Consider the following 18,930-nt stretch of genomic DNA (forward strand, 5'->3'; position numbering starts at 1 on the left):
GAAGAGTGAATGGCAGGTAATACCGGCAGGGGGCTCCCGCCCTTACCCACTCACCCGTTCATGAAGCAGGGCATCGATAGCCGCGGCCAGTTTGTGGTCTTTGTCGGTAACCGTGTTCCCCGCATCGTGGGTCGACAGCCGGATCGTGACCTGATTATAGACGTTCGACCACCAGGGATGGTGATTCATTGTTTCGGCCAGCAGCGCTACGCGGGTCATGAACGCGAAGGCTTCGGAGAAGTCAGCAAACGTAAAGTCGCGGGTGAGTTGGTTATCGGCTTCGGTCCACATACGCATTGAGCAGGGTTGATTTAGGCAAAAGTGAGCCGAATTTGGCGCAAAAGGAAATAAAAAAGCCCCAACCTGAGGCTGGGGCTTTTGCAGAGAGGAAGAGACTAGAGAGAACCCATCTGGTTTTCCAGTCCTACCCCATAAGTACGTCAGCGCATTAGATTCCTTTGTATGGGGTAAGGATAAGCCCCATCGTGAGCGTAAAAATTATAACCCGGTTATACCATGCCTTCCGTTAAAATCCTGCAGCATCCCAACAAGACCTATAAAGATGGCACCGTGCCGATCATGCTGCGCGTCATCCTGCCGGGCGAGAAAGCCTTTCGGGTACTCGACCGCATCAACCCCAAACACTGGAACGAAAAGCAACACTGCGTCCGGGCGACGCATCCCGACTACCGGCTCATCAACGAGCGGCTGGACGTGGCCCGGCGCACCGCCGAGAACCTGATCCGTACCACTCCAGGCATCACAGCGCGGCAGGCGGTGGGCAGCGACCCCATCGAAGAGCCCAAGCCTGTTACTGTGCCGGGTCTACTGGCCTGGGGCAAGCAGTACACCGACGCCCGGCGCGACGGCCGCCAGCTGCGCACCGCCGAGAAATACGACGGGCACCTGACGGTTATCGGTCTGTACCTGGCCAGCATCAACCGGCAGGACATCCCGCTGGATGAGGTAGACGACAGCTTCGTGACGGGCTGGCGACGCTGGGAGGTGAGTGAGCGCGGCAACAGCCCCAACACCATCGCCAAGCGGTTCGACTTCATCAAGACCCTGTTACATTCAGCGCATCGCCGGGGTGTCATCAGCGTCTGGCCATGTCCGGACAGTAAGGTAGCCGAGGTAAGAACCCGAAAGCCCCGGCTCACCAGGGCGCAGCTGGATGTCTTACGGGATGCGTCCCTGCCCGACCGGCTGGCGGTGAGCCGCGACTGTTTTCTCTTGCAGTACTATCTCTACGGGGCCAGGATCAGCGACGTGCTGCAGCTGCAGGCGTCGAACATCAGCCACGTCGATGGCGAGGGTCGGGCGGTGGTCGGCTTTGTTGAGCAGAAGACCGGGGCGGTGCGTACCATCCGGCTCCACGCCGAGGCCACTACCCTGCTGCAATCCTACCGGGCCAGGCATACGCCGGGCTATCCATTTCTGCTGCCGCTGGTGCGCTTCACGGCCGATCCGACATGGTCGGCCAATGAGCATCGTAAGTTTCTCAACAAAGCGGTGGAGTCGGCCAGTGCCAGGGTGAACAAGGACTTGAAGGACATCGCCAAAGCGTGTGGCTTCACGGTGCATCTGACTACGCACGTCGCCCGGCATACGTTCGCCCGGCTGGCCGACGAGACGGTTGCTGATAAGCGCAAGATTGCGGGGGCACTGGGCCATACCCGTTTCGCCCAGACGGAGAACTATCTGGACGACCTGCGCCAGCAGGACATTGATGCCGCGATGGACGAGGTGTTTGCAGCCTTTCGGGGTAGATGAGAGTATGGTTGGTGGTTTAATGGCGACTCCTGCACCCTCGTCAAGTCCCACCCTATCATGTTACCACAGTTGGAGCAGCACTAGCCATAGCTTTCTTCGTCCATTCGTCGCATGGTGCTACACTTGGCGCAGTACGGACGCCAGCCAGGGTAGCCACCACCCTTGGTTGTTGCTTCCGCGATCATGGCCTTTCGCTGTTCGTCGTCCAGTCCTTCGTAGTAGGTTATTGATTTCATGGTTTGGTAATTGTTTCGAGTGATTGAACGAACTTATCCAGGATGGTATGCACTTTGCACACTACCTCGTAGGGTGGTGCCGGGCGGTCGTTATACTGGTAGGTCTGCCACTGCCCCCATTCGTAGGGGCTCAGCTGGTCATGCAGCAGGGTCTTGACCGACATCTCGGGCCGGTCCAGAAAGTGGCGCAGCTCATCGGCGTAGGCTACCGTATCGCTGGGTTTGCCCAGAGCGCGGAACTCGGCGACGATGCCAGCAAGAAAGGCCAGCAGCGTGTGGCGCGTCTGGCCGTCGAGGATGTACTTCTTGTATTTGTCGGGCTTCTTATAGCCGTTGACCACGTTATTGAGCAGGGTCGGGTAGCGCAGGTTCTCTCCCAGAACCTTGAGCTTGAGCTGTCTACTGGCAAGCAGCAGCAGCAGGGGGTCGGTATCGGTTGCTTGCATAGGGTGTCGGCTGACCACCGGGGAACAGTTGTCGGTTTGGTTTCTGTTCCCCGGTGAGGGAGATAGCGCGGTCAGGTGGTAGCGTTTGCGAGTTGCCATAGGTTGACTATGTCCACTGGTTTGACTGGCCTTCCAGAATACCCATCTCAATACAAATCTGACTGATTGCCGAGTCGAGCAAGATAGCCTGGCCCGTTGTCGTGCGGCCCCACAGGTAGACACTGCCGCCATCAAGGACGGGATAGCCGGCAGCTTTTAGCTTGCGATACAGCCAGCCGGAGACGGCCCACCACTCGTAAACCTCGTACTCTTCGCCGGCCTCCATGTTGACCTCGTCGGTCGCGTCCAGGATGGTGATGCTGCCCCAGCTTTTAATGCCGAACACCTCACCCTTGAGGTCGAAATAATACTCGGCTACGGCTTCGCCATCCCGAATGTCAACGCCCTCGTCAGAGAGGAAAGCAGCCTCTTCGTTGGTTATCTCAAGGATGGTATCGCCGTCCTCGCCGTCCTCGTTAATGCGGTCGAAGTGCGCCTTGAACTCACCGCGCTCATCAAGATCAATGGTATAGCGAAATTGATTATCGGCTACCGTCTCGGGACCGATCAAGTTTTCGATGTCGTCGTAAGAGAAGGGCGCGTCGCCATCTTCGTGGCTCTTTTTGAGGATGTAGTCAACCATTGTATTCACATTGCAGAATACTTCACGGCCAACGAATTTACTTTTGATGTCTTGGTTGATGATACTGTTAACGTCACCTGTGTATGCAGACATGATAGTTGACGCCGGTTGACCTATGCCCCGGCAGGTTTGGGTTATACTAGTTGTCTTTTCTGGTGAGCGAGATGTATTGACGGCCCTCGTTATATGCCATGTAGTACTTGCCCACATGGTATATGTCGTCTTCGGTGCCGTTACCGAGCGTGTCGGACGTTTCGTACTCGTCATGCACATCGAAGGTTTCGATGAGAATGGGCAGCAGTTTGGCGTTGCCGATGGCATTGCGGATGTTGATAAGCACCTGGGCTTTTTCGCCCTGAAAGAAAAAGATTTGACTAAACATAGTGGTGGTTGATTAAGACGGTCCCGCTCCGGCCCGTCCGGGGAGCCGGTACCGGCCGTAGCGGTTGACGGATTAAATCATGGTGCCATCGGCCTCAAACTCGTAGTTATTGGCTTCGCAGGCTTCGATAAAGGCTTCCATACTGTTGGCATGTTCAAGGTCGGCAGCGCAGTCTTTCGCCCACTCCTCAAAGCAGGTGTCAAGCAGGTCTTCCAATGTGACAGACGGGTCGGGCTTCTTCATGTAGGCATAGATGGGTTCAAGCAGGGAATCGTCGATGCAATAGCCCGTCAGGACGCCCCCCGTTTCCAAGGTGATGCGCGACCGGCGTTCTACGCGGCCAACGCCCGGCGTCAGGGTGTTGGTCTTACGGTTGAACGATTTGGAATACCAGCGGCCTTTGTAGATGTCGCCGCGCAGGTTATTCCAGAGCCAGGCGGCGAGTCGTGGACCGGACAGGTGGGCCACATCGTCAACATCGTGGTGCCATTCATCATGGAACCCGTATCGTACCTCTCCCCCATTTTCGTCGTACTCCCAGTGTTTGATCTTAATGGGAAAGAGTTTGGCAAAGGCTTCGAGGGACTCTTTGTTTTCACTATGCCAACCGTAGTTGTCGCCGTCTTTGATATAGTCCATGTGAGCTTGCTCTCTAGCCTCTTCGCTCAACTCATTGACGGTAAATACCGATACTTCGATGGTACGCATGACTGTAGGGGTTACTGGTGAAGAAATGGGTAGACGTGAATCATAAACTGACCGCCGATCAGAAACAGCCATGCTAAGCAGAAGGCTAAGATGATCAAGACGGTCAGGGCGTTGAGCCAGGTAAACTTTCGCTTTCGGAGTGTGCTCATACGTTTCGGTATCTGGCTACGGTCTGGATCAGTTCACAGGCACCGCCGAAGAGCCTGACCTTATCGGCTGCTATCGGGGAGTCGATTTTGTTTTTGACCGCCCAGACTACGGATGCGGCTTCGGAGTGGGTCATCTTGCCGATGAACATGGCCTGACGGATGAGGTTTGGGTAGCGTTGCGCTACTGCGTGGAACTTGCTCGTCGTGATCATTATAGGGTTGATTTAAGTTGATGCCGGAGCATACGTATGCTCCGGCATGTGACTAGTTGTGTTGAACTGCAAACAGGTCTGCTGGTTGGTTAAGCAGGGCGAGAGCGGTTTCGTGCAGGTTGTCAATAGACTCCCCGAGTTGCTGCTGCTGCTCGAAGAGTTCATTGATGTAGTCGGCATTGGTGCGGTTCTGTCTCATCAGGTCGATGAGGTGGTCGCGGTAGTGGCTCATGGCGGCCAGTATCATTTCAGCTTCGCTGTACTGCTTTTTACCACGGAAGGCGGAGATATTGATAGACAGGGTCATGGCTTGGGTTTGGTCAGGATTTGGTTATACATTTCATCAAGTACCGGCTCGGGATACAGGCCGAGTTTGCCCCATGTAGCATCTTCTACGTACATGAGTTTATAGTCGCCGGCAACTTTGGTTCTGCCTGTGGCGATCTTGCCGAGTTCTTTGACTTTGTCTAACCAATCGTGCTTGCCTACCATTTCCAGGTATTCACGCATGGTATAGCGTATTTCATGGCCGGGCCGTCGAAGCGGGACGCTCTGTGGCGTTGCCTTTGATGTGCGGTCCAGCTCCGTCCGGTGCGCCGAATCGGCCAACGCGGTTTTCCGGATTAGCTTTGATAGCTCAAGGCGTTCCTGTTTGGAGATTGAGCCAAAGTCGTCGGACTCGGACGCCAGAAGGAACAGTTTGAGCAGCGCGTTGCCGGCTGGGGTGTTCGGCATGGATGCCGATGGCTCAAAAGCGGTGGTGTTCGCTTTTGGGGGTTGGAAACCTGCTGGTTTCTGGGTAGGTTTGTTTAGCATAGTATTTTATGCTGTTTTGCCTCGGCGACTGGTCTCACGCAGTTGTCGGGGCTTTTTTATGACCGTATAGTAAATTCTATGGGTATAGGCTGGCCGCTGGGTGATTTTTGGTTCCTGCTATCAACCGTATCCTGCAATGCATGACCTTGCCTCCGTCGCTAAGATTGTTTTCCAATCCGCTGCTTCTCTTTTGTTGTTGGTTCTGGCTTTCTGGGTGATTGATTTTATATTCTTTGAGGTTTTAGTGGCTGGTTTTCTATATGTGGCTGCGTATAACACGTTGCTGGCTTTCGCTACAGCGGTGCTTTTTTACCGGCTCTTGTGGCGTTACTACGTCCGCGCATCTGAGATGGCGTTTACGTATGCCTTGTCCGGCTTTACCTATGGGCCGTTACTATCCGGCGTCGGTGTATGGGGACTTTTATTCAACCTGTTCTATATGGTGCACCGCATCTGGACGATGCAGGATAGTTATGACACATGGATAGTGTTGTACTCAGTCCTTTTCAGTGTGGCCGCTGGCTTACTGACCGTCTCCATGATTTCCGATCCGGAATAGCATTGAGCGTGGACAGAACTATGGTTTGGTCGTAGCAAAGGCACCGTAATTGATATGGTCAATCAGGGCGCATTTGGTGGGCAGGTCGAGGTCGTCAACGTAGATCAGGTCGTTGTTTATTTCTGCGGCAACCCATTCCTCTCCGTCAAAGAATATACGCACGATGGGTTGGGCATTGACTCGCATCCCGTTATAGAGTATATCGTCCGGCGAGTCTGGCAGGACCACACCCTCGCTATCTTCCTTGTACTGGTGATACCACCATTTGCTTTTATCTAATGTCCCAAGTGATTTCTCAAGCATCTCATTGGTGACGGCTTCGCAAGCCTTGTAGGCTTGCAGTATTTCCTGTGTGTTGGTCATGGCTCTGGAAAGTAAATGGGTTCGTCGTCAATGGGGTGCTGATCGACGGATACGGGTTCTATTACGGTAGCGTGCCAGTACATCCCGTTTTCGAGTGGGATATAGATAATGTCGCCTTCATTGAAGGCATGGGCGTTGGGCCACCGGACGACTTCGGTTTGTCCGTGGTGCCACACTTTAAGGGCGTTGGGACGTTGATACACGGCCACACCGAGCCCAATCATGGACAGGGTGATAAGGATGGCTTTTTTCATGGCTAATCAAGGGTTGATAGGGTTCTGTCAGAGATTAACTCGGTTACGTGGATGGACGAAACCAGGGTGTGTCCCGTCTCAATGGCGGCCTTATTTTCTTCGGTATCCAGTACGCCCAGTATGTTTCGGGCTATTTGCAGTCGATAGCCGTTGATGTCGCCGTCAAAGACGATGCAGAGTTTGATTGTGATTTCGGTTTTCATGGGGTTACTCTTGAAAGCGTAGATTCCATTCGAGCAGGCACATACCGTAGAGGTCTACCCGGCGGCTCTGGCACAGCTCAAACGCCTGTTCCATCAGGGCGTCGAGCCGGCCGGCCATCTCGGGCGTATAGAAGGGCTGGTTTTCCCTCACGGTGTCCTTAAAGGAATCGTCGGGGTGAAAACAAACACGGTCGATGTCGTATAAGTGTACGATCATCAGGTGTACGTCGGTCAGGGTGTTGATACTGGCCGGCAGGCAGGGCTTATTCATTGGCTGAGCAGGATAGCGGCCAGCAGGGCCAGCGCAATCAGGGTGGTGGCGATCCGCAGCACCAGCTCTGACTGCTTTTTGAGCTTATGCAGTTCCTTTGACATTAGTTGACCCCATTGAGTTTGTCATTGTCTCTCTCTTCATTGAAGCTGTAGAGGGCCATTTCTTTGACTTCGGTAAACGAAGCACCCTGACGCCACAAAAAGTGCATCAGATCGGTGAGCAGGTCTGTGCCTGCCTGTACGGGTTGCTCATCGGACTCTTCATAATGTTCGTCCAGGATTGCGCGGATTTTCTCAACGCGCTCATCTACGGATAGCATGGCTATAGATGGTTTTTGGTTGTGTAGGTATCCTACTACGACCCCGAAAGGTCGTTTCGCTCTCACTAGAGCTCATCAGGCAGGCTATTTGACAAAGGTTGACTACTCCCATATGAGAAATAGCTCACCGTTGTTATAGTATTTTGTGAACTCCTCAAACTCAACCGGGTCTTTAACCTCGTCTTTATACTGTTGGTATTCGTGTTCAACTTCATCCGTTATTTTAAAAGTCCTGAGTATCCCGTCATTTAGCTCTCTGGATTTTTCTTCAATTCTCATTTGGCCGTTGACTGCATCGTCAACAGTATCGTACTCGAAAGTTTCTTCACCATATTCAGCCGAAGTCATTGTTAGAATCACCATAAACTTGCCCGTTATGCCGATAGCGCAGCGTTAATGGTTATTTGACAAAGGTTGATGGTCTACTTTGCTACTGGTGTCAGGCCGGCGATTTTGAGGATAGATTCAGCAGGAACGCGACCAGCTGCCAGCTCGGTGCGAACCAAAGACATGGCTTCTGTTTTGGTCATTTTCTTTTCCCGAACGGGTTTGGCGGGCTTTTCATTTTTGGCCCGATACGCTACAAGGCCGGCTACTTCACCGGCTTTTTCACGGACTACTTTACGGGCGTCAGCCAGTTCGTTGTATGCCTGGTCAATAGCTGCGAGTGTAGCAGCCGCATTATACGCGCCCTCAGGCACGAGCCGGGTAATGGCATGGCTTTTCTCATCTGCCAGGAATGATTTGGTAGCCGCTTTAAAGGCCAGTTCAGACGAGACTTTCGGCTCAGACTTTAGGGCCAACAAAAGTTGCAGATACTTGGGCAGACTGGCATTGGCCTTGATCCAGCGTCCGGCGTCTTTTGGCCGTGAATAGCCGTTAGACAAGGTTACGCCCATTGCGCCATTCACTTTGATTTCTACGGCTTCGCCGTTTTGACGTACTCCATTGAAAAATTCCATGATCGTATAATTTAAAGGTTGATAAAAGTTGAAAACAAAAGTCCCAACGGGACAATGGCGACCAGTCGGATAACGAATCCGAATAACGGCGGGCCGTTGCTGGTCTGGTAAAAAGTATTGTTGTTTTTTATTCCGGCTAACTCCGACTTGCCTATCGTTCATCTACACCGTTCAGAGCCATTTCGCACCAATATGATTGGTCAGACTCCTACCTATCAGTACTACCGCTATAGTGCGGGTTCCGTTGACTGTAAGCCGGCTGACGAGTATGTCACACCCGTTCCGTTTGTTTCGGTCTATCAGGGCCGATACTGTCAGACCGTTGGTGGTCAGGTCCGTTCTGTTGTCGTTGCCGATTGAGAACATGACAAAGATACGAGTAATATTTTAAAAAACAACTACTCGCTTAAAAATAGTTGACAGCATGTCGGGACACTACTTCGCCGAACATAGGAACCGCATACGTGTGTGTACGCATCTACGCGGGCGCGTGTGTTGAGGTGAGAAAGGAAAAGGAATTGATTATCAGTCACTTACATAACACATGATAAACTATTCGTCCACTATACCGGACTAAAACTGTACCCAACGTAGACAAACGGGTAATTGTATTATTCCGATATGTAAGCAGATTGGTACGGGTAGAAAATTGGGGAAATAGATAGCGTATATACCGACACGTATAGACAGAATACTGATATGTATAGGGGTATGGGGTACAAAAAGGCTGGGCCAGAAATCACAGGTAGCCGGGGGTGGGTTGCCCAGGGAAACGCAGGGGTCGAAGATTGGGGGGCTATACTCACAATTACGATATGCGACATCAGCACACCTTCCGCCCCCTGTCTACCTCTGAGAGCAGCAGCAGGTGGTGTCAAATCAAACAAATAAACCCGTCCTAATAAGTACTAAGAATAGATCGCCACAACTCTCTGATTACTAGCACTAATTCATATTCTTAATCAATACGTTTTTAATTCTATCTGAATATTTAAAGGATATTTTTGGGTTGACTTTGGTTGACTCATGGATATTATCTAATTTTGATACAGGTATTCATAATGATACTATAGTGGCAGGGCGGCCTGCGACAGACTATCGGGAAATGAAAAAGCAATCAGTGGGGATTACCGACTTCTCTACCTATGACCAGAACCCCTACTCACCATCGGGTATGGAGTCGAAGCGGTTTATCCGGCAGAAAGACGAGCGGGTGTTTATCAATCAAGAGACGGGCGAAGTCGTTACCATGCGGGTGGCTGATGAATCCGTCACACGCATCACCGACCCCAAAGCCTTTATCAAACTATTCCAGGAGTCCCTGACCAGCGTGGGCGACCTGACGGTGCCAGGGCTAAAGGTACTCGTCTATATGATGATGAAGCTAAAGCCGGGGGGGGATGAAGTTACTATCGTCGTGGACAGTTTTCTGGATCACTTCGACTACGGCATCAGTGAGAACGGGCAGCGCAGTAAGATGCCCTACTACAAAGGCATCGCCGACCTGTTGAGTCATAAGCTCATCGCCCGAAAGCGGGGCTACGATCACACCTACTTTATCAACGTTGACGCCTTCTTTAATGGCGACAGAACCAAACTCGTAAAGCAGTAAACCCAACGCCGACCGGGCGGTAAGCGGGGAGAGGAGATGTCTATATTAGAAGAATTAGAAGAATTGATAAGTGATTTACCGGTTGACTGGGTAGGCACAGGAGATCGTGTATCAGCTGATATTCAGGAAAGGCGGTGGTCTGAGAGAAAAGAACACTTGTTCGAACGCCTGAAAATAGCCATAAACGCTACGGCCCCTAAAGCGGATGAAAAGCTACAGCCCAGAAGTCAGGTAGCTACCGGATCGCCAGCGTCCAACTCGCTGGACGGATGCCCGTTTCAGTACTGCGACTCAAAGCCCGCGTGTTAAAATCAGTGCCGATATAAACAAATCATACAATGAGCGAAATCAAACAACTCACCCCGCAGCAACTGGGGGCTTTCATAGACAAAACAGTGCAGATGGACGTGCCATATAGCCCCGTCCATGATCAGGTCGGCGCGTTGGTCTGCGTGAGTGCCATTGACGCATACGTCAGGACAAAGGTATTTAATTATCACACGTTCCGCCACCACCAAGTCCGCCCCGTACTTCGCACACCGCTTGAGGTGACAGATGAGGAGTGGGTAGTCTTTTTCGGTAATAGCATAACCGTAGATCGTGATGCAAACTGTACTCAGATTACGCTTCCATATCAGGATGGCAAGCGAACGGGAAAAATGTCGTACCTCATATTCCAAAACGGGGAGATGTCGTCAATGGAATACAGCGATCAGCTTTGCGAGTTGCACGCTCCTCTTGCATGGGCCAGCCTCATCGACTACCTACGCTCCATATCCGTAGACTGTAACGGATGGATACAACAGGGGCTCGCCGTTCACGCACAACCAGACAAGCCATGAATACAGACAATCCAGACGACAAACATATGCCTCTGTTGCTGGCGATAAAAGCGGAAGTCAGCTTTGGCCAGCAGATCAGCGCATGGACAGCAAGGGTTGAGGTAGCCGGCAAGGGAACGGTTCACATCAAATACGTGCGAAAAGCCTATCACGTTAACGGATGTGGGCTCAACTTCTCCACGCCGAACTACAAAACCGTAGCTGAATTGATCAACGACATACTACCAAGCCCGCACACAGATGGAGACAGTCTTAATATGGAACCCATACCCTGACGTTCGACCCACCGTGTATGGACGCTATCTGGTCTACCGGGAGAAGTGCGACAAGATTCATTTTGAAACATGGAACCAGACCGGCTGGGCCTATAACGACAACACCATTACCGATTGGGCCTTCGTCCGAAGTCCACGATCAATGAAGTCAGACAACTTAAATCAACCAGCACAATGAATCCAGAAGAAGAGTTTCGTATCAGATCAACCAAGTTCGTTCGTCGTGAGGTCTACGACGATGGAAGCAAATGCTACACCTACGAAATATCGTTTAACCGGAGCCTTGAACACACGGGTCGCTACAACATCATGGAGGATGCGCTCAACAAATCACTCAAAGAAGAGGCCAGGAAGGACTTGTGGTTCGCCGTCGTCAGACTCTACTATAGCATCAAACGATACTTATCAAGCCTACTGTAGCCAGCCATGTGCGCCCCGGTCGCCTGATCGCACAGTACACCTTCGGTAAACTCTCTCGCTCTAAGTCAGACCGCATCCGTATGTCACTCAATATAGACCAGACGGGCGAAGAGGCTACGCTGGCTGAGCTCTACGCCAACGCCCCGCTCAAATCCGTTCAGAAAGAAGCCCGTCGCATTGGCTTTGCCTCGCCGGCCAACAAGCCCGTCGAGCCTAAAGTCCCGCCAATGCCCACGCCGGCAGAACGACGGCGCGAAGACGAGGAGGATGGACTACTGGCCCTTGAGCGGCTATCCTCTGACGAAACCAGAATCACTTCGGAAGACGTAAAGAAAGAACTTAGCTTATAAAACCAGCAATTATGCAACCAACAGTCGAACAGATTAACGAGCAGATAAAGCTCGTAGATTCCAACCAGGTGTCAGACGGATACCACACCTTTGGCGAACTCTATGAGCATCGCATCTGCCTGTGGATCGCCCTGTGCGAGATCGCCCAGACAGTAAAAGACCGGGATGAATACTGCTACGAGCACATTGTCTGGCGCAGCAAAGCACACTCGGACAGCTCCGAATGGGATGGCTGGTTTCTTCTGGGCCTGATGACCGAACCCGGCAAGCAGATGACCTACCACCTGCCCATGTCAAAGTGGGACGAGTGTTCGTTTGCTAGGACACTGGAAAAGGCACCAGAGTACGATGGGCACACTTCATCCGATGTACTAGCCCGGATTAAAGAGTTGAGCAGTTTACTTTAAATCCCTATCAATGGAAGCCATTGTTATAAAACCCGAAGAGATTGCCGCCACAGTCAAAGACATTGTCAGCAAGGCGATCCTGTCATCGGTGTCAGCCAGAAAGGAAGACATGGAAACATCGGTCAAAGAGTTCTTTCAGCGACCGTTGTTCAAAAACCAGGAGTCCCAGTTTGAGCGGTCACTGAACTGGGCCATCGACAGCGTGTTTCAAAGTGCCGTTGAGGACATACTCAGGGAGTTGAACTTTAAAGAGATGGTTGCCAGGACGGCCAGAAAGCTATTATCCGAAGAAGGCTTTTTGCGCGACATTGCCGAAGAAAAAGTCAGACAGGCTCTGGGCCTCTTGCCCACCCCGGAGAGAGATTAAACGAAAAGCCCCGCCAGTGATGACGGGGCTTTTTTAATGGGGCTGGCTGGTCAGGTGCCAGCGTCCGCAGCACTCGCAGCGGTAGGACCGGCAGGGCTTTTTGTTTCGACCCCGGCTACCCAGTATCTTTTTAAGGTGACGCTGGGCAGCCTCGCGGCTGTCGTAAGTCTTCTTCTGGCAGGGGTGCACCACGTCTGGCTTGAGCGTAAAGTCGTCATCACCCCAGCGTTTCTTTCTTCGGACGTTTCTCTGATTGCTCACGCTTGAGTTGGGTAAATGCCTCGACGGCTTTGGCGTACTGCTGCTTCTGATAGGCGACCCCCTCCTCTTTGGTGGGGGGCAGAAACTGGTTTAACAGGTTGGTGACCTTCGTGCCGAACCAGCTGCTGATCGCCCAGACGTATAGCCCCTTGTTGCCCCGCTGCCGGCTCAGCTTGAAGCGGGCCATGCCGGGTATCACCACCACCCCCTGCCCCGACAGCAGCCGGAAGACGATCTCCTGCCCCGTGGCGATGAGCACCTGATACACAACGGTGAACGGAACGGGCGGATCGCAGCGATCTCCTATCGCCCTGGTGATCATGGTGGGGTTGATGCGCGGCACCTTGCCCAGCCGGGGTCCCTTTTTTTTATTCTGCATAATTGGTTTACATTAGTTGACTTTCTATCTTTGATCGGTTATGAATACCTTGATCCAAAGATAATTAGTTGCTGCTGGTAATACGATGGTACGGTTGATAGATTTTGACGACAAGGGTATGCCCGTGATCGACCGATCCTGGTGGAGCCTGCCCGAGTTCGAGCAGATGGCTACCGTACTGGGGCATAAAGACTACGCCCTGGTCGTCGTGCTGCTCAATGCCTACCGCTCCCCCTACAACCGCATCAGCTACGCCGAGCGCAAAGCAAAGGTCATCGAGGACTTCCCCCGTCGCTGGTCATCCAGCAGCACCCTGCGACCAATGGCGCGTCACCTCGACCTGCCGGTGTTCAAAGAGGCCGAGCGGGTATTCCGCGAGTTGCAGTTCGACCCCAAGTGGGACCGGCTCATCATGCTCGAAGACAAGCTGGACGAGTTCACCCAGGCCATCAAGAACACGCCCGTCTGCTTTGACCTGGGCGAGATGTTCAAGCGGAAGAAAACCAAGAAGAAGCGCGGTCGCCGGTTCGAGGATGAAGACGATGACTTCGAGGACGACGACGAGTTTCCCGAAGATGCCAGCGACGAGCCCAAGCTGGTAACCAGCAAGGACCAGGCGGACATGCTCAAGGCTCTGCTGCTCACCCAGAAGGCCTACGCACAGGAGTACGAAGAGCTGCGCATCGAGATTTTCCGGCTCAGTAAGGATAAGAAGGGCAACGTCCGTCAGGCCAAAGCCCGTGACTTTTACGAAAGCATATAGCGCATGGAACAGATACCGGCACCCGACTCGATGGACGGGCTTATATACGACCTGCTGCTGCTGATGCGCGGGGGTGGTCAGCTAACTGACGACGAGCCCGTCGATACCCGGCAGGTGTCGCTCTGGATCGGATCAGCCATCGCCGAGCTGATGGACGGCGAAGTCTTGCTGGCCGCTCAGCAGAACCGGGATGTCAACCCCGACCTCTACCAGACCTTCTCGGTCAGCGAGTTTACGCCCATCAACTTCGGCAAGGGCGGGGTGGCCATCTCGGAAGGGGTGATCCCCAAGCCCCTGTCGGCGACCGGCAAAGTGTGGCTCAAAGACCTCCACAACGGAGCCGGCACCTTTCTGTCGGCCGTCTCGTCCCGCCAGCGACTCTACGCCGGTATCGGCCAGTCGGGCTGGGGCCGCTGGAAAGGCAGCGACTGGCACATCTCCTACTGCTACGAAGCGGACACGGCCAATACCGGCAAGCTGCTGATCGCCTACTCACCCGAGATGGGCTTGCCCGACCGGATCGAAGGCGAGTACATTCCCGCCAAACCCTGGGAGATGGTGCCGTCCTACCAGACGCTGCCCATCCCGGCCCGGTGGATACGTCAGATCAGACTCCGGCTGTTGTCGGCAGAAGGCAAGGCCATACTGTCCACAACCCCAGACCCCGTCAATAACGGCACCAACCCATAGCCATGTATCTATCCATCACCGACAGCATCTACCGTTTCAGCGAGGAGTGGCCCGGCGACGACGGCCCCATGCCCGACGAGAACCTGCCCCTGCTGCAGAGCTGGGCAATAGACACCCTGACCGAAATTGGCATGGAGCCCTTCTGCACCATCATGGAGACAAAGCTGCCGGTGATCGACAGCTTCGCCGATATGCCCGCCGACTGCGTCCGGGTCATCGACTACGGCATGGACGCCAGCATCCGCCCCGACCGGGCCAGATCGCGCATCTACGCCCGTGGCCACAAAGAGATCACCATCCGCTACGACTCCATGCCCCTCGACGGAGCCGGTCGGCTAATGATTCCCGAGATGGCCGAAGCCGCGATCCAGAAAAGCTGGATGGCCCGCTGGGCGTGGCGGATGGGACTGGACAAAAAGACCCGTTCGCAGGGCACCGTCAACCTCTACCAGCCCCTGAAAGCCGAAGCCGACCGGCTCATTGGCTGGACCAGAGGGCGGGTGCAGATGATGACCCAGGCCCAGAAAGAAAACCTGCTGGCCTACCGCATGTCGCGCCTGCCGGGCGGTCTTCACTATACCGAACCCTATTCACCCCCAGAGACAGGACTTATGCCTACCGTTGGAAACATCATTTCGCTACCCGGCACCAAAGGTGATCAGGGTGCCGCCGGACTACCCGGCCCTCCTGGCCCTCCCGGCCCCAAAGGCGATGCCGGTATCCCTACCCTTCCTGACATGAACGCACTGGCTGCTTACCAACTTACGCTGGAAGAAGGTAAGGGCTACATCGTTCACGTACTCAACAGTGCCGGTGGCGGAATTGCCACCTACCTCGTCACCAAAACAACCTACCACCCCTATGCATACTGGGGAATTAGTCTGCCGCTGCTGTCGGGAGAGGCAGCAGCGCAGATCGGAAACGTCTATTCCAAAGCGCAGATTGACAATCAGCTCTCAACGAAGGTTACCTCGCTCTCTTCCGTTAACGCGTTTGCCTATGCAACGGAGTCAAAGGTTTTCTTTGACGGCTCCGAATGGGTGCGCAAGTCGGGCTCATTCTCGGCCAACGGGGGCACGATTGTTGCTGGGGCTGGTGGTGCGTTTTACCAGCGAGTCTATACGGGAGATGCGCTGGTGAAGTGGTTTCCCGGTGCCACCGATACCGAGCAGATCGTAAACGCGCTGACTTCGCCGGACCCTGTTTTGTTGCTTGATGCCAAGTCATACACAGCCAACCAGTTCAGTATCCCGGCCGGAAAAAAATTGAGAGGTGTTCCTGGTAAATCAGTGTTACGCCCGTCGGCCAGCATCGTAGGACAAGCTAACCCTGACTTTGGTTATCCAAGTCAGGTAACGGGTTGGATAACGATGTCAGCCAACAATGTTGCGCTGGAAGATGTAACCCTGGACATGAGTTCCAACACCACCCGGTTGGCTGCTATTAAGTCGATGGGCGTTGCACTGGATGGATGGCGGGTCAACAACGTCACGTTCCTGAACGGGATTAATCACTTCATATACGTGCATCTGGCGGCTACGTCAAAAAATATTGAGATTACCAATAACCGCTTTCTGCATGGCGAAAACGGGGTTTCTATTCGCGCTACCGTAGCCGCCCGTCTCAACAACAACATAAAAATAAACGGCAACACCTTCGACGATGTAGGGGGGAATATAATCGGGTTAGAAGACAATTTCTCCGTTGGTCCTACCCGGTATGACACGCACACTAATGTAGAAGTTAACAACAATATTATGACCAACCTTCGGGTGGTCGGTGGCTATGACGGGGCTATTCCTTTAGAGCTGCACGGCGTAACCAACGGGGTTGTGTCGGGCAATATTGTTGACAGCGGAACCAGGGGGTTGGGCGTGATGACCAGCAAAAACGTGGTGCTGGAAGGCAACACCGTCAGCAACCAGACGGCGTATTTTACCGAGATCGCCAAGCTGGAAGACTGCTCGTTTGTCAATAACGTATCCAAAAACAACCGGACATTTATCACGCTGTCTCCATCTGACAACTACGCCGTGCCCAATAAAAATATCCTGGTTTCAGGCAACCAGATAATCGGCAACGGCATACAGACGGTAGCCGGAGGGGTTGATATGGCGGCTATCAATACCAGCTATAACGCGATCCTGCAAAACTGGGTTATTGAGAACAACGTATTTACCAATCAGGATTTCGCGGCCAATGGGGTTATTTCTATCCGGGGGTCACGCGCCCGCCCCAATATCATTTTCTCGGGTGGTGGGGGCAGCGGTGCCCAGGCCACAGCAACACTGAAAGTCGTGGCTGTAAAAGTTGATCAGGGCGGTAGCGGCTACACCAGCGCACCAACCGTAAGTGTTTCTGCGGTAGACGGTAGCGGTGCAACGGCCGAAGCGGTGATCAGCAACGGAACAGTTACCTCTGTCGTCGTTACCAGCGCGGGAGACGGCTACCTCTACGAGCCCAGTATCATTTTTTCGGGCGGTGGGGGTAGTGGAGCTTCGGCCACCCCTATTCTGGGTATAGCTTCGGTCAGTGTCGTGTCGGGGGGCAGTAACTACACCAGTGCCCCTACCGTAACAGCAAAAGACAACGGCGTCATCCTGGACGAATACGGCGGTCTGCAAACGGGCGGGGCGGTTCTGACCGCTACGGTTAGCGGGGGCAGTGTTGTATCGGTCAATGTGGCATCGCCGGGGAACAGCTTTGGCCGGGGAAACACCAATATTGTGATCCGGGGAAATAAATTTTTCTCTACGTCGGTCAACTCACCTATTCAGATTATCAACCTGACGGGTCGGCATCTTCGGGTTGAGGATAATTACTTTTACCGCACGGCCGCCTACAGCAATGCGACCCACTGGCAGTCAGGCGGGGTGGTTGTCAGCACGTCCGGGCTGGGTCTGCTGGACGAGGTGGCTATTGATCGCAACACCTTTATCTTCAAGGGTAAAATGGGGTCAGGGCAGTATGCCGCAATCGGGCAGTATCTTAGCTTTTCTGACCGGGTGCTGACCAAAGGGCTTCGGGTTACGAACAATTTCATTGACGGCTATTTCACGCGGGGCATATACGTCAACGACCAGTCAACCGATTCTGAAATACTCAACAATGAGATTTCAGATTTAGTCGGCACACCTTACATCATCGGGGCCGGGAAGCGTATGTTTTCGCTTAGAACCTTCAACGGCAGTTCAGCCCCAACAGCGGGTAACTGGCGTGCTGGCGATAAGCTGCTCAATCCGGCTCCTCAACTCGGCCAGCCGGAAGGGTTTATATGTATAGCATCGGGTAGCCCAGGTACGTGGATTGAACTCTCGCCGGTCGGAACGGACAGGATTGGCGACGGGTCGCCCAACGGGGTTGTTTCAGCTCCGGTGGGGTCGATCTATCGCAACACATCATCTAGCGCGGCCGCTTTGCACTACAAAGCCGGGGGGCTATCCGGCAATACAGGCTGGCGGGAGCTGGCTAACGTCAGCAATACGATTATGCTGGGCGACCCGTCCATTTCTCACAACGCGGGTACGGGCCTTAAAATGGCCAGTAACACCACGTCAGGCGGAGATGGACATTTCTTGAACTCAGTTGATGCCAGTGAGTTTTTCCTCACCAACAGCAACAGCAGCCAGACCCGGTTTGAATTAAAGTTTGGGTCTGCCAGAAGCAATGACGCGACGGTGGGGCTACGATATATCACGGGCACACTGGGGGCAGGAGCCGGGGTACTATCTATTGGTCAGGCATCAAAGAGTTTGTCAGGATGGACACATGGGTTCACGCGCCTGTACAATATGGGCGTAATTACCATGACCACCACGCCGACTAACCGTGTCCTCATCGGGACGCAAACCGACAATGGCCGGGATATTGCACAACTCGCCGGATCAATCTCGGCGAGTGCAGTCTATGGGGCAGGCCTGACGCCAACAATTACCGCCGGGGCCGGAGCGGGCACCACACCAACGGTATCGGTCGTAGGTACAGCAACGGCGGGAGTAATTACCATTACCACGGGCAGCTCCCCGGCCGCAGGAACCCTGGCAACCGTTACGTTCCCGTCCGCTTACGCAACCAATGCGCCTATCGTCGTCGTCTCCGGGGCGCAGGGCACAACCCTGGCCGCATACACGACGGGAGAGACAACGTCGGCTTTCTCGCTGGCAACGGCGGCCACCCCTTCGGCCGCCACGACCTATCGCTTTGCGTATATAACCATCGGACGCTGA

At 53.6% G+C, this 18,930-nt stretch carries 30 protein-coding genes; 12 read left to right on the forward strand and 18 right to left on the reverse strand.

From position 1 onward, the window contains the following. Positions 1-42: 42 nt before the first annotated feature. Positions 43-291 (reverse strand): 4a-hydroxytetrahydrobiopterin dehydratase, encoded by a 249-nt coding sequence (locus tag EQG79_RS13375; protein ID WP_077919654.1) that lies wholly within the window; start codon positions 289-291, stop codon positions 43-45. Positions 292-516: 225 nt separating this feature from the next. Between EQG79_RS13375 and EQG79_RS13380 the strand changes: the two genes are divergently transcribed. Then, the gene (locus EQG79_RS13380; RefSeq protein ID WP_129601771.1) at positions 517-1,773 is read left to right on the forward strand and encodes a site-specific integrase; all 1,257 of its coding nucleotides are present in this window, start codon (positions 517-519) and stop codon (positions 1,771-1,773) included. Positions 1,774-1,853: 80 nt separating this feature from the next. On the opposite strand, the gene EQG79_RS30975 is transcribed toward EQG79_RS13380, so the two are convergent. The 9 genes from EQG79_RS30975 to EQG79_RS13415 all read right to left on the reverse strand — a co-directional run bounded on the left by EQG79_RS30975 (position 1,854) and on the right by EQG79_RS13415 (position 5,404). Continuing rightward, positions 1,854-2,009 carry a hypothetical protein gene (locus EQG79_RS30975; RefSeq protein ID WP_165358883.1) on the reverse strand — a complete coding sequence of 52 codons (156 nt, stop codon included), beginning with the start codon at positions 2,007-2,009 and terminating at the stop codon, positions 1,854-1,856. Next, entirely contained in the window at positions 2,006-2,455 is a 450-nt protein-coding gene (locus EQG79_RS13385) for a hypothetical protein (RefSeq protein ID WP_129601773.1), read from the reverse strand. The genes EQG79_RS30975 and EQG79_RS13385 overlap by 4 nt, the downstream gene beginning before the upstream one ends. 106 nt (positions 2,456-2,561) lie before the next feature. Further along, entirely contained in the window at positions 2,562-3,230 is a 669-nt protein-coding gene (locus EQG79_RS13390) for a hypothetical protein (RefSeq protein WP_129601775.1), read from the reverse strand. Between the two features lie 46 nt (positions 3,231-3,276). Beyond that, on the reverse strand, positions 3,277-3,519 hold the full coding sequence (locus EQG79_RS13395) for a hypothetical protein (RefSeq protein WP_129601777.1): 243 nt from the start codon (positions 3,517-3,519) through the stop codon (positions 3,277-3,279). 72 nt (positions 3,520-3,591) lie between these two features. After that, positions 3,592-4,227 (reverse strand): hypothetical protein, encoded by a 636-nt coding sequence (locus EQG79_RS13400; RefSeq protein ID WP_129601779.1) that lies wholly within the window; start codon positions 4,225-4,227, stop codon positions 3,592-3,594. 11 nt (positions 4,228-4,238) lie between these two features. Beyond that, on the reverse strand, positions 4,239-4,376 hold the full coding sequence (locus tag EQG79_RS30980) for a hypothetical protein (RefSeq protein WP_165358884.1): 138 nt from the start codon (positions 4,374-4,376) through the stop codon (positions 4,239-4,241). Further along, complete coding sequence (locus EQG79_RS13405; protein ID WP_129601781.1) at positions 4,373-4,588, reverse strand: hypothetical protein; 216 nt, start codon at positions 4,586-4,588, stop codon at positions 4,373-4,375. Before EQG79_RS13405 ends, EQG79_RS30980 begins: the two co-directional genes overlap by 4 nt. Positions 4,589-4,640: 52 nt before the next feature. Beyond that, a complete protein-coding gene (locus EQG79_RS13410; protein ID WP_129601783.1) occupies positions 4,641-4,895 on the reverse strand; it encodes a hypothetical protein in 255 nt (84 codons plus the stop codon). After that, positions 4,892-5,404 carry a hypothetical protein gene (locus tag EQG79_RS13415; protein ID WP_165358885.1) on the reverse strand — a complete coding sequence of 171 codons (513 nt, stop codon included), beginning with the start codon at positions 5,402-5,404 and terminating at the stop codon, positions 4,892-4,894. Before EQG79_RS13415 ends, EQG79_RS13410 begins: the two co-directional genes overlap by 4 nt. Positions 5,405-5,540: 136 nt before the next feature. On the opposite strand from EQG79_RS13415, the gene EQG79_RS13420 reads away from it, so the two are divergent. Further along, positions 5,541-5,963, forward strand: coding sequence for a hypothetical protein (locus EQG79_RS13420; RefSeq protein WP_129601787.1), 423 nt, complete (start codon positions 5,541-5,543; stop codon positions 5,961-5,963). Between the two features lie 18 nt (positions 5,964-5,981). Here the strand turns inward: EQG79_RS13420 and EQG79_RS13425 are convergent, their stop codons facing one another. The 7 genes from EQG79_RS13425 to EQG79_RS13455 form a co-directional block, all read right to left on the reverse strand. Then, complete coding sequence (locus EQG79_RS13425; protein ID WP_129601789.1) at positions 5,982-6,326, reverse strand: hypothetical protein; 345 nt, start codon at positions 6,324-6,326, stop codon at positions 5,982-5,984. Continuing rightward, positions 6,323-6,580: a hypothetical protein gene (locus EQG79_RS13430; RefSeq protein ID WP_129601791.1), complete on the reverse strand. Its 258-nt coding sequence runs from the start codon at positions 6,578-6,580 to the stop codon at positions 6,323-6,325. The genes EQG79_RS13425 and EQG79_RS13430 overlap by 4 nt, the downstream gene beginning before the upstream one ends. Positions 6,581-6,582: 2 nt before the next feature. Beyond that, on the reverse strand, positions 6,583-6,783 hold the full coding sequence (locus EQG79_RS13435; protein ID WP_129601792.1) for a hypothetical protein: 201 nt from the start codon (positions 6,781-6,783) through the stop codon (positions 6,583-6,585). Positions 6,784-6,787: 4 nt separating this feature from the next. Next, entirely contained in the window at positions 6,788-7,054 is a 267-nt protein-coding gene (locus EQG79_RS13440; RefSeq protein WP_129601794.1) for a hypothetical protein, read from the reverse strand. Positions 7,055-7,157: 103 nt separating this feature from the next. Beyond that, positions 7,158-7,376 (reverse strand): hypothetical protein, encoded by a 219-nt coding sequence (locus EQG79_RS13445; protein WP_129601796.1) that lies wholly within the window; start codon positions 7,374-7,376, stop codon positions 7,158-7,160. Positions 7,377-7,478: 102 nt separating this feature from the next. Beyond that, positions 7,479-7,739: a hypothetical protein gene (locus tag EQG79_RS13450; protein ID WP_129601798.1), complete on the reverse strand. Its 261-nt coding sequence runs from the start codon at positions 7,737-7,739 to the stop codon at positions 7,479-7,481. Between the two features lie 59 nt (positions 7,740-7,798). Next, entirely contained in the window at positions 7,799-8,500 is a 702-nt protein-coding gene (locus tag EQG79_RS13455; RefSeq protein ID WP_129601800.1) for a hypothetical protein, read from the reverse strand. Between the two features lie 943 nt (positions 8,501-9,443). Between EQG79_RS13455 and EQG79_RS13460 the strand changes: the two genes are divergently transcribed. The 7 genes from EQG79_RS13460 to EQG79_RS13490 all read left to right on the forward strand — a co-directional run bounded on the left by EQG79_RS13460 (position 9,444) and on the right by EQG79_RS13490 (position 12,611). Continuing rightward, the gene (locus EQG79_RS13460; RefSeq protein WP_129601801.1) at positions 9,444-9,950 is read left to right on the forward strand and encodes a hypothetical protein; all 507 of its coding nucleotides are present in this window, start codon (positions 9,444-9,446) and stop codon (positions 9,948-9,950) included. A 338-nt stretch (positions 9,951-10,288) separates the two neighbouring features. Beyond that, positions 10,289-10,792 carry a hypothetical protein gene (locus EQG79_RS13465; protein ID WP_129601803.1) on the forward strand — a complete coding sequence of 168 codons (504 nt, stop codon included), beginning with the start codon at positions 10,289-10,291 and terminating at the stop codon, positions 10,790-10,792. Then, on the forward strand, positions 10,789-11,067 hold the full coding sequence (locus EQG79_RS13470) for a hypothetical protein (protein ID WP_129601805.1): 279 nt from the start codon (positions 10,789-10,791) through the stop codon (positions 11,065-11,067). Before EQG79_RS13465 ends, EQG79_RS13470 begins: the two co-directional genes overlap by 4 nt. Before the next feature lie 174 nt (positions 11,068-11,241). Beyond that, entirely contained in the window at positions 11,242-11,487 is a 246-nt protein-coding gene (locus EQG79_RS13475) for a hypothetical protein (protein WP_129601807.1), read from the forward strand. Between the two features lie 80 nt (positions 11,488-11,567). Further along, positions 11,568-11,837 carry a hypothetical protein gene (locus tag EQG79_RS13480; protein WP_129601809.1) on the forward strand — a complete coding sequence of 90 codons (270 nt, stop codon included), beginning with the start codon at positions 11,568-11,570 and terminating at the stop codon, positions 11,835-11,837. A gap of 11 nt (positions 11,838-11,848) precedes the next feature. Then, positions 11,849-12,244 (forward strand): WDGH domain-containing protein, encoded by a 396-nt coding sequence (locus EQG79_RS13485; protein ID WP_129601811.1) that lies wholly within the window; start codon positions 11,849-11,851, stop codon positions 12,242-12,244. 10 nt (positions 12,245-12,254) lie between these two features. Continuing rightward, entirely contained in the window at positions 12,255-12,611 is a 357-nt protein-coding gene (locus EQG79_RS13490) for a hypothetical protein (protein WP_129601813.1), read from the forward strand. Between the two features lie 217 nt (positions 12,612-12,828). Here EQG79_RS13490 and EQG79_RS13500 read toward each other — a convergent pair whose 3' ends face one another. After that, positions 12,829-13,251, reverse strand: a complete 423-nt coding sequence (locus EQG79_RS13500; RefSeq protein ID WP_129601817.1) for a hypothetical protein — start codon at positions 13,249-13,251, stop codon at positions 12,829-12,831. 85 nt (positions 13,252-13,336) lie between these two features. On the opposite strand from EQG79_RS13500, the gene EQG79_RS13505 reads away from it, so the two are divergent. Genes EQG79_RS13505 through EQG79_RS13515 form a run of 3 tightly spaced genes read left to right on the forward strand, consistent with a single transcriptional unit; the run spans position 13,337 to position 18,930 of the window. Then, complete coding sequence (locus EQG79_RS13505; protein ID WP_129601819.1) at positions 13,337-14,014, forward strand: hypothetical protein; 678 nt, start codon at positions 13,337-13,339, stop codon at positions 14,012-14,014. Between the two features lie 3 nt (positions 14,015-14,017). Next, positions 14,018-14,704 carry a hypothetical protein gene (locus EQG79_RS13510; protein WP_129601822.1) on the forward strand — a complete coding sequence of 229 codons (687 nt, stop codon included), beginning with the start codon at positions 14,018-14,020 and terminating at the stop codon, positions 14,702-14,704. A 2-nt stretch (positions 14,705-14,706) separates the two neighbouring features. After that, positions 14,707-18,930 (forward strand): right-handed parallel beta-helix repeat-containing protein, encoded by a 4,224-nt coding sequence (locus EQG79_RS13515; RefSeq protein ID WP_129601824.1) that lies wholly within the window; start codon positions 14,707-14,709, stop codon positions 18,928-18,930.

The organism is Spirosoma sordidisoli, from assembly GCF_004138325.1.
GTDB classification, from domain to species: domain Bacteria; phylum Bacteroidota; class Bacteroidia; order Cytophagales; family Spirosomataceae; genus Spirosoma; species Spirosoma sordidisoli.

Bases quoted from the DNA above. Each gene is read 5' to 3' on its own strand.
- EQG79_RS13380 (WP_129601771.1), top strand. From the start codon at position 517: ATGCCTTCCGTTAAAATCCTGCAGCATCCCAACAAGACCTATAAAGAT.
- EQG79_RS13470 (WP_129601805.1), top strand. From the start codon at position 10,789: ATGAATACAGACAATCCAGACGACAAACATATGCCTCTGTTGCTGGCG.
- EQG79_RS13435 (WP_129601792.1), bottom strand. From the start codon at position 6,783: ATGAAAACCGAAATCACAATCAAACTCTGCATCGTCTTTGACGGCGAC.
- EQG79_RS13410 (WP_129601783.1), bottom strand. From the start codon at position 4,895: ATGACCCTGTCTATCAATATCTCCGCCTTCCGTGGTAAAAAGCAGTAC.
- EQG79_RS13430 (WP_129601791.1), bottom strand. From the start codon at position 6,580: ATGAAAAAAGCCATCCTTATCACCCTGTCCATGATTGGGCTCGGTGTG.
- EQG79_RS13440 (WP_129601794.1), bottom strand. From the start codon at position 7,054: ATGAATAAGCCCTGCCTGCCGGCCAGTATCAACACCCTGACCGACGTA.
- EQG79_RS13490 (WP_129601813.1), top strand. From the start codon at position 12,255: ATGGAAGCCATTGTTATAAAACCCGAAGAGATTGCCGCCACAGTCAAA.
- EQG79_RS13405 (WP_129601781.1), bottom strand. From the start codon at position 4,588: ATGATCACGACGAGCAAGTTCCACGCAGTAGCGCAACGCTACCCAAAC.
- EQG79_RS30975 (WP_165358883.1), bottom strand. From the start codon at position 2,009: ATGAAATCAATAACCTACTACGAAGGACTGGACGACGAACAGCGAAAG.
- EQG79_RS13450 (WP_129601798.1), bottom strand. From the start codon at position 7,739: ATGGTGATTCTAACAATGACTTCGGCTGAATATGGTGAAGAAACTTTC.
- EQG79_RS13460 (WP_129601801.1), top strand. From the start codon at position 9,444: ATGAAAAAGCAATCAGTGGGGATTACCGACTTCTCTACCTATGACCAG.
- EQG79_RS13455 (WP_129601800.1), bottom strand. From the start codon at position 8,500: ATGAACGATAGGCAAGTCGGAGTTAGCCGGAATAAAAAACAACAATAC.
- EQG79_RS13500 (WP_129601817.1), bottom strand. From the start codon at position 13,251: ATGCAGAATAAAAAAAAGGGACCCCGGCTGGGCAAGGTGCCGCGCATC.
- EQG79_RS13415 (WP_165358885.1), bottom strand. From the start codon at position 5,404: ATGCTAAACAAACCTACCCAGAAACCAGCAGGTTTCCAACCCCCAAAA.
- EQG79_RS13475 (WP_129601807.1), top strand. From the start codon at position 11,242: ATGAATCCAGAAGAAGAGTTTCGTATCAGATCAACCAAGTTCGTTCGT.
- EQG79_RS13485 (WP_129601811.1), top strand. From the start codon at position 11,849: ATGCAACCAACAGTCGAACAGATTAACGAGCAGATAAAGCTCGTAGAT.
- EQG79_RS13515 (WP_129601824.1), top strand. From the start codon at position 14,707: ATGTATCTATCCATCACCGACAGCATCTACCGTTTCAGCGAGGAGTGG.
- EQG79_RS13385 (WP_129601773.1), bottom strand. From the start codon at position 2,455: ATGCAAGCAACCGATACCGACCCCCTGCTGCTGCTGCTTGCCAGTAGA.
- EQG79_RS13425 (WP_129601789.1), bottom strand. From the start codon at position 6,326: ATGACCAACACACAGGAAATACTGCAAGCCTACAAGGCTTGCGAAGCC.
- EQG79_RS13400 (WP_129601779.1), bottom strand. From the start codon at position 4,227: ATGCGTACCATCGAAGTATCGGTATTTACCGTCAATGAGTTGAGCGAA.
- EQG79_RS13465 (WP_129601803.1), top strand. From the start codon at position 10,289: ATGAGCGAAATCAAACAACTCACCCCGCAGCAACTGGGGGCTTTCATA.
- EQG79_RS13375 (WP_077919654.1), bottom strand. From the start codon at position 291: ATGTGGACCGAAGCCGATAACCAACTCACCCGCGACTTTACGTTTGCT.
- EQG79_RS13445 (WP_129601796.1), bottom strand. From the start codon at position 7,376: ATGCTATCCGTAGATGAGCGCGTTGAGAAAATCCGCGCAATCCTGGAC.
- EQG79_RS13395 (WP_129601777.1), bottom strand. From the start codon at position 3,519: ATGTTTAGTCAAATCTTTTTCTTTCAGGGCGAAAAAGCCCAGGTGCTT.
- EQG79_RS30980 (WP_165358884.1), bottom strand. From the start codon at position 4,376: ATGAGCACACTCCGAAAGCGAAAGTTTACCTGGCTCAACGCCCTGACC.
- EQG79_RS13480 (WP_129601809.1), top strand. From the start codon at position 11,568: ATGTCACTCAATATAGACCAGACGGGCGAAGAGGCTACGCTGGCTGAG.
- EQG79_RS13390 (WP_129601775.1), bottom strand. From the start codon at position 3,230: ATGTCTGCATACACAGGTGACGTTAACAGTATCATCAACCAAGACATC.
- EQG79_RS13420 (WP_129601787.1), top strand. From the start codon at position 5,541: ATGCATGACCTTGCCTCCGTCGCTAAGATTGTTTTCCAATCCGCTGCT.
- EQG79_RS13505 (WP_129601819.1), top strand. From the start codon at position 13,337: ATGGTACGGTTGATAGATTTTGACGACAAGGGTATGCCCGTGATCGAC.
- EQG79_RS13510 (WP_129601822.1), top strand. From the start codon at position 14,018: ATGGAACAGATACCGGCACCCGACTCGATGGACGGGCTTATATACGAC.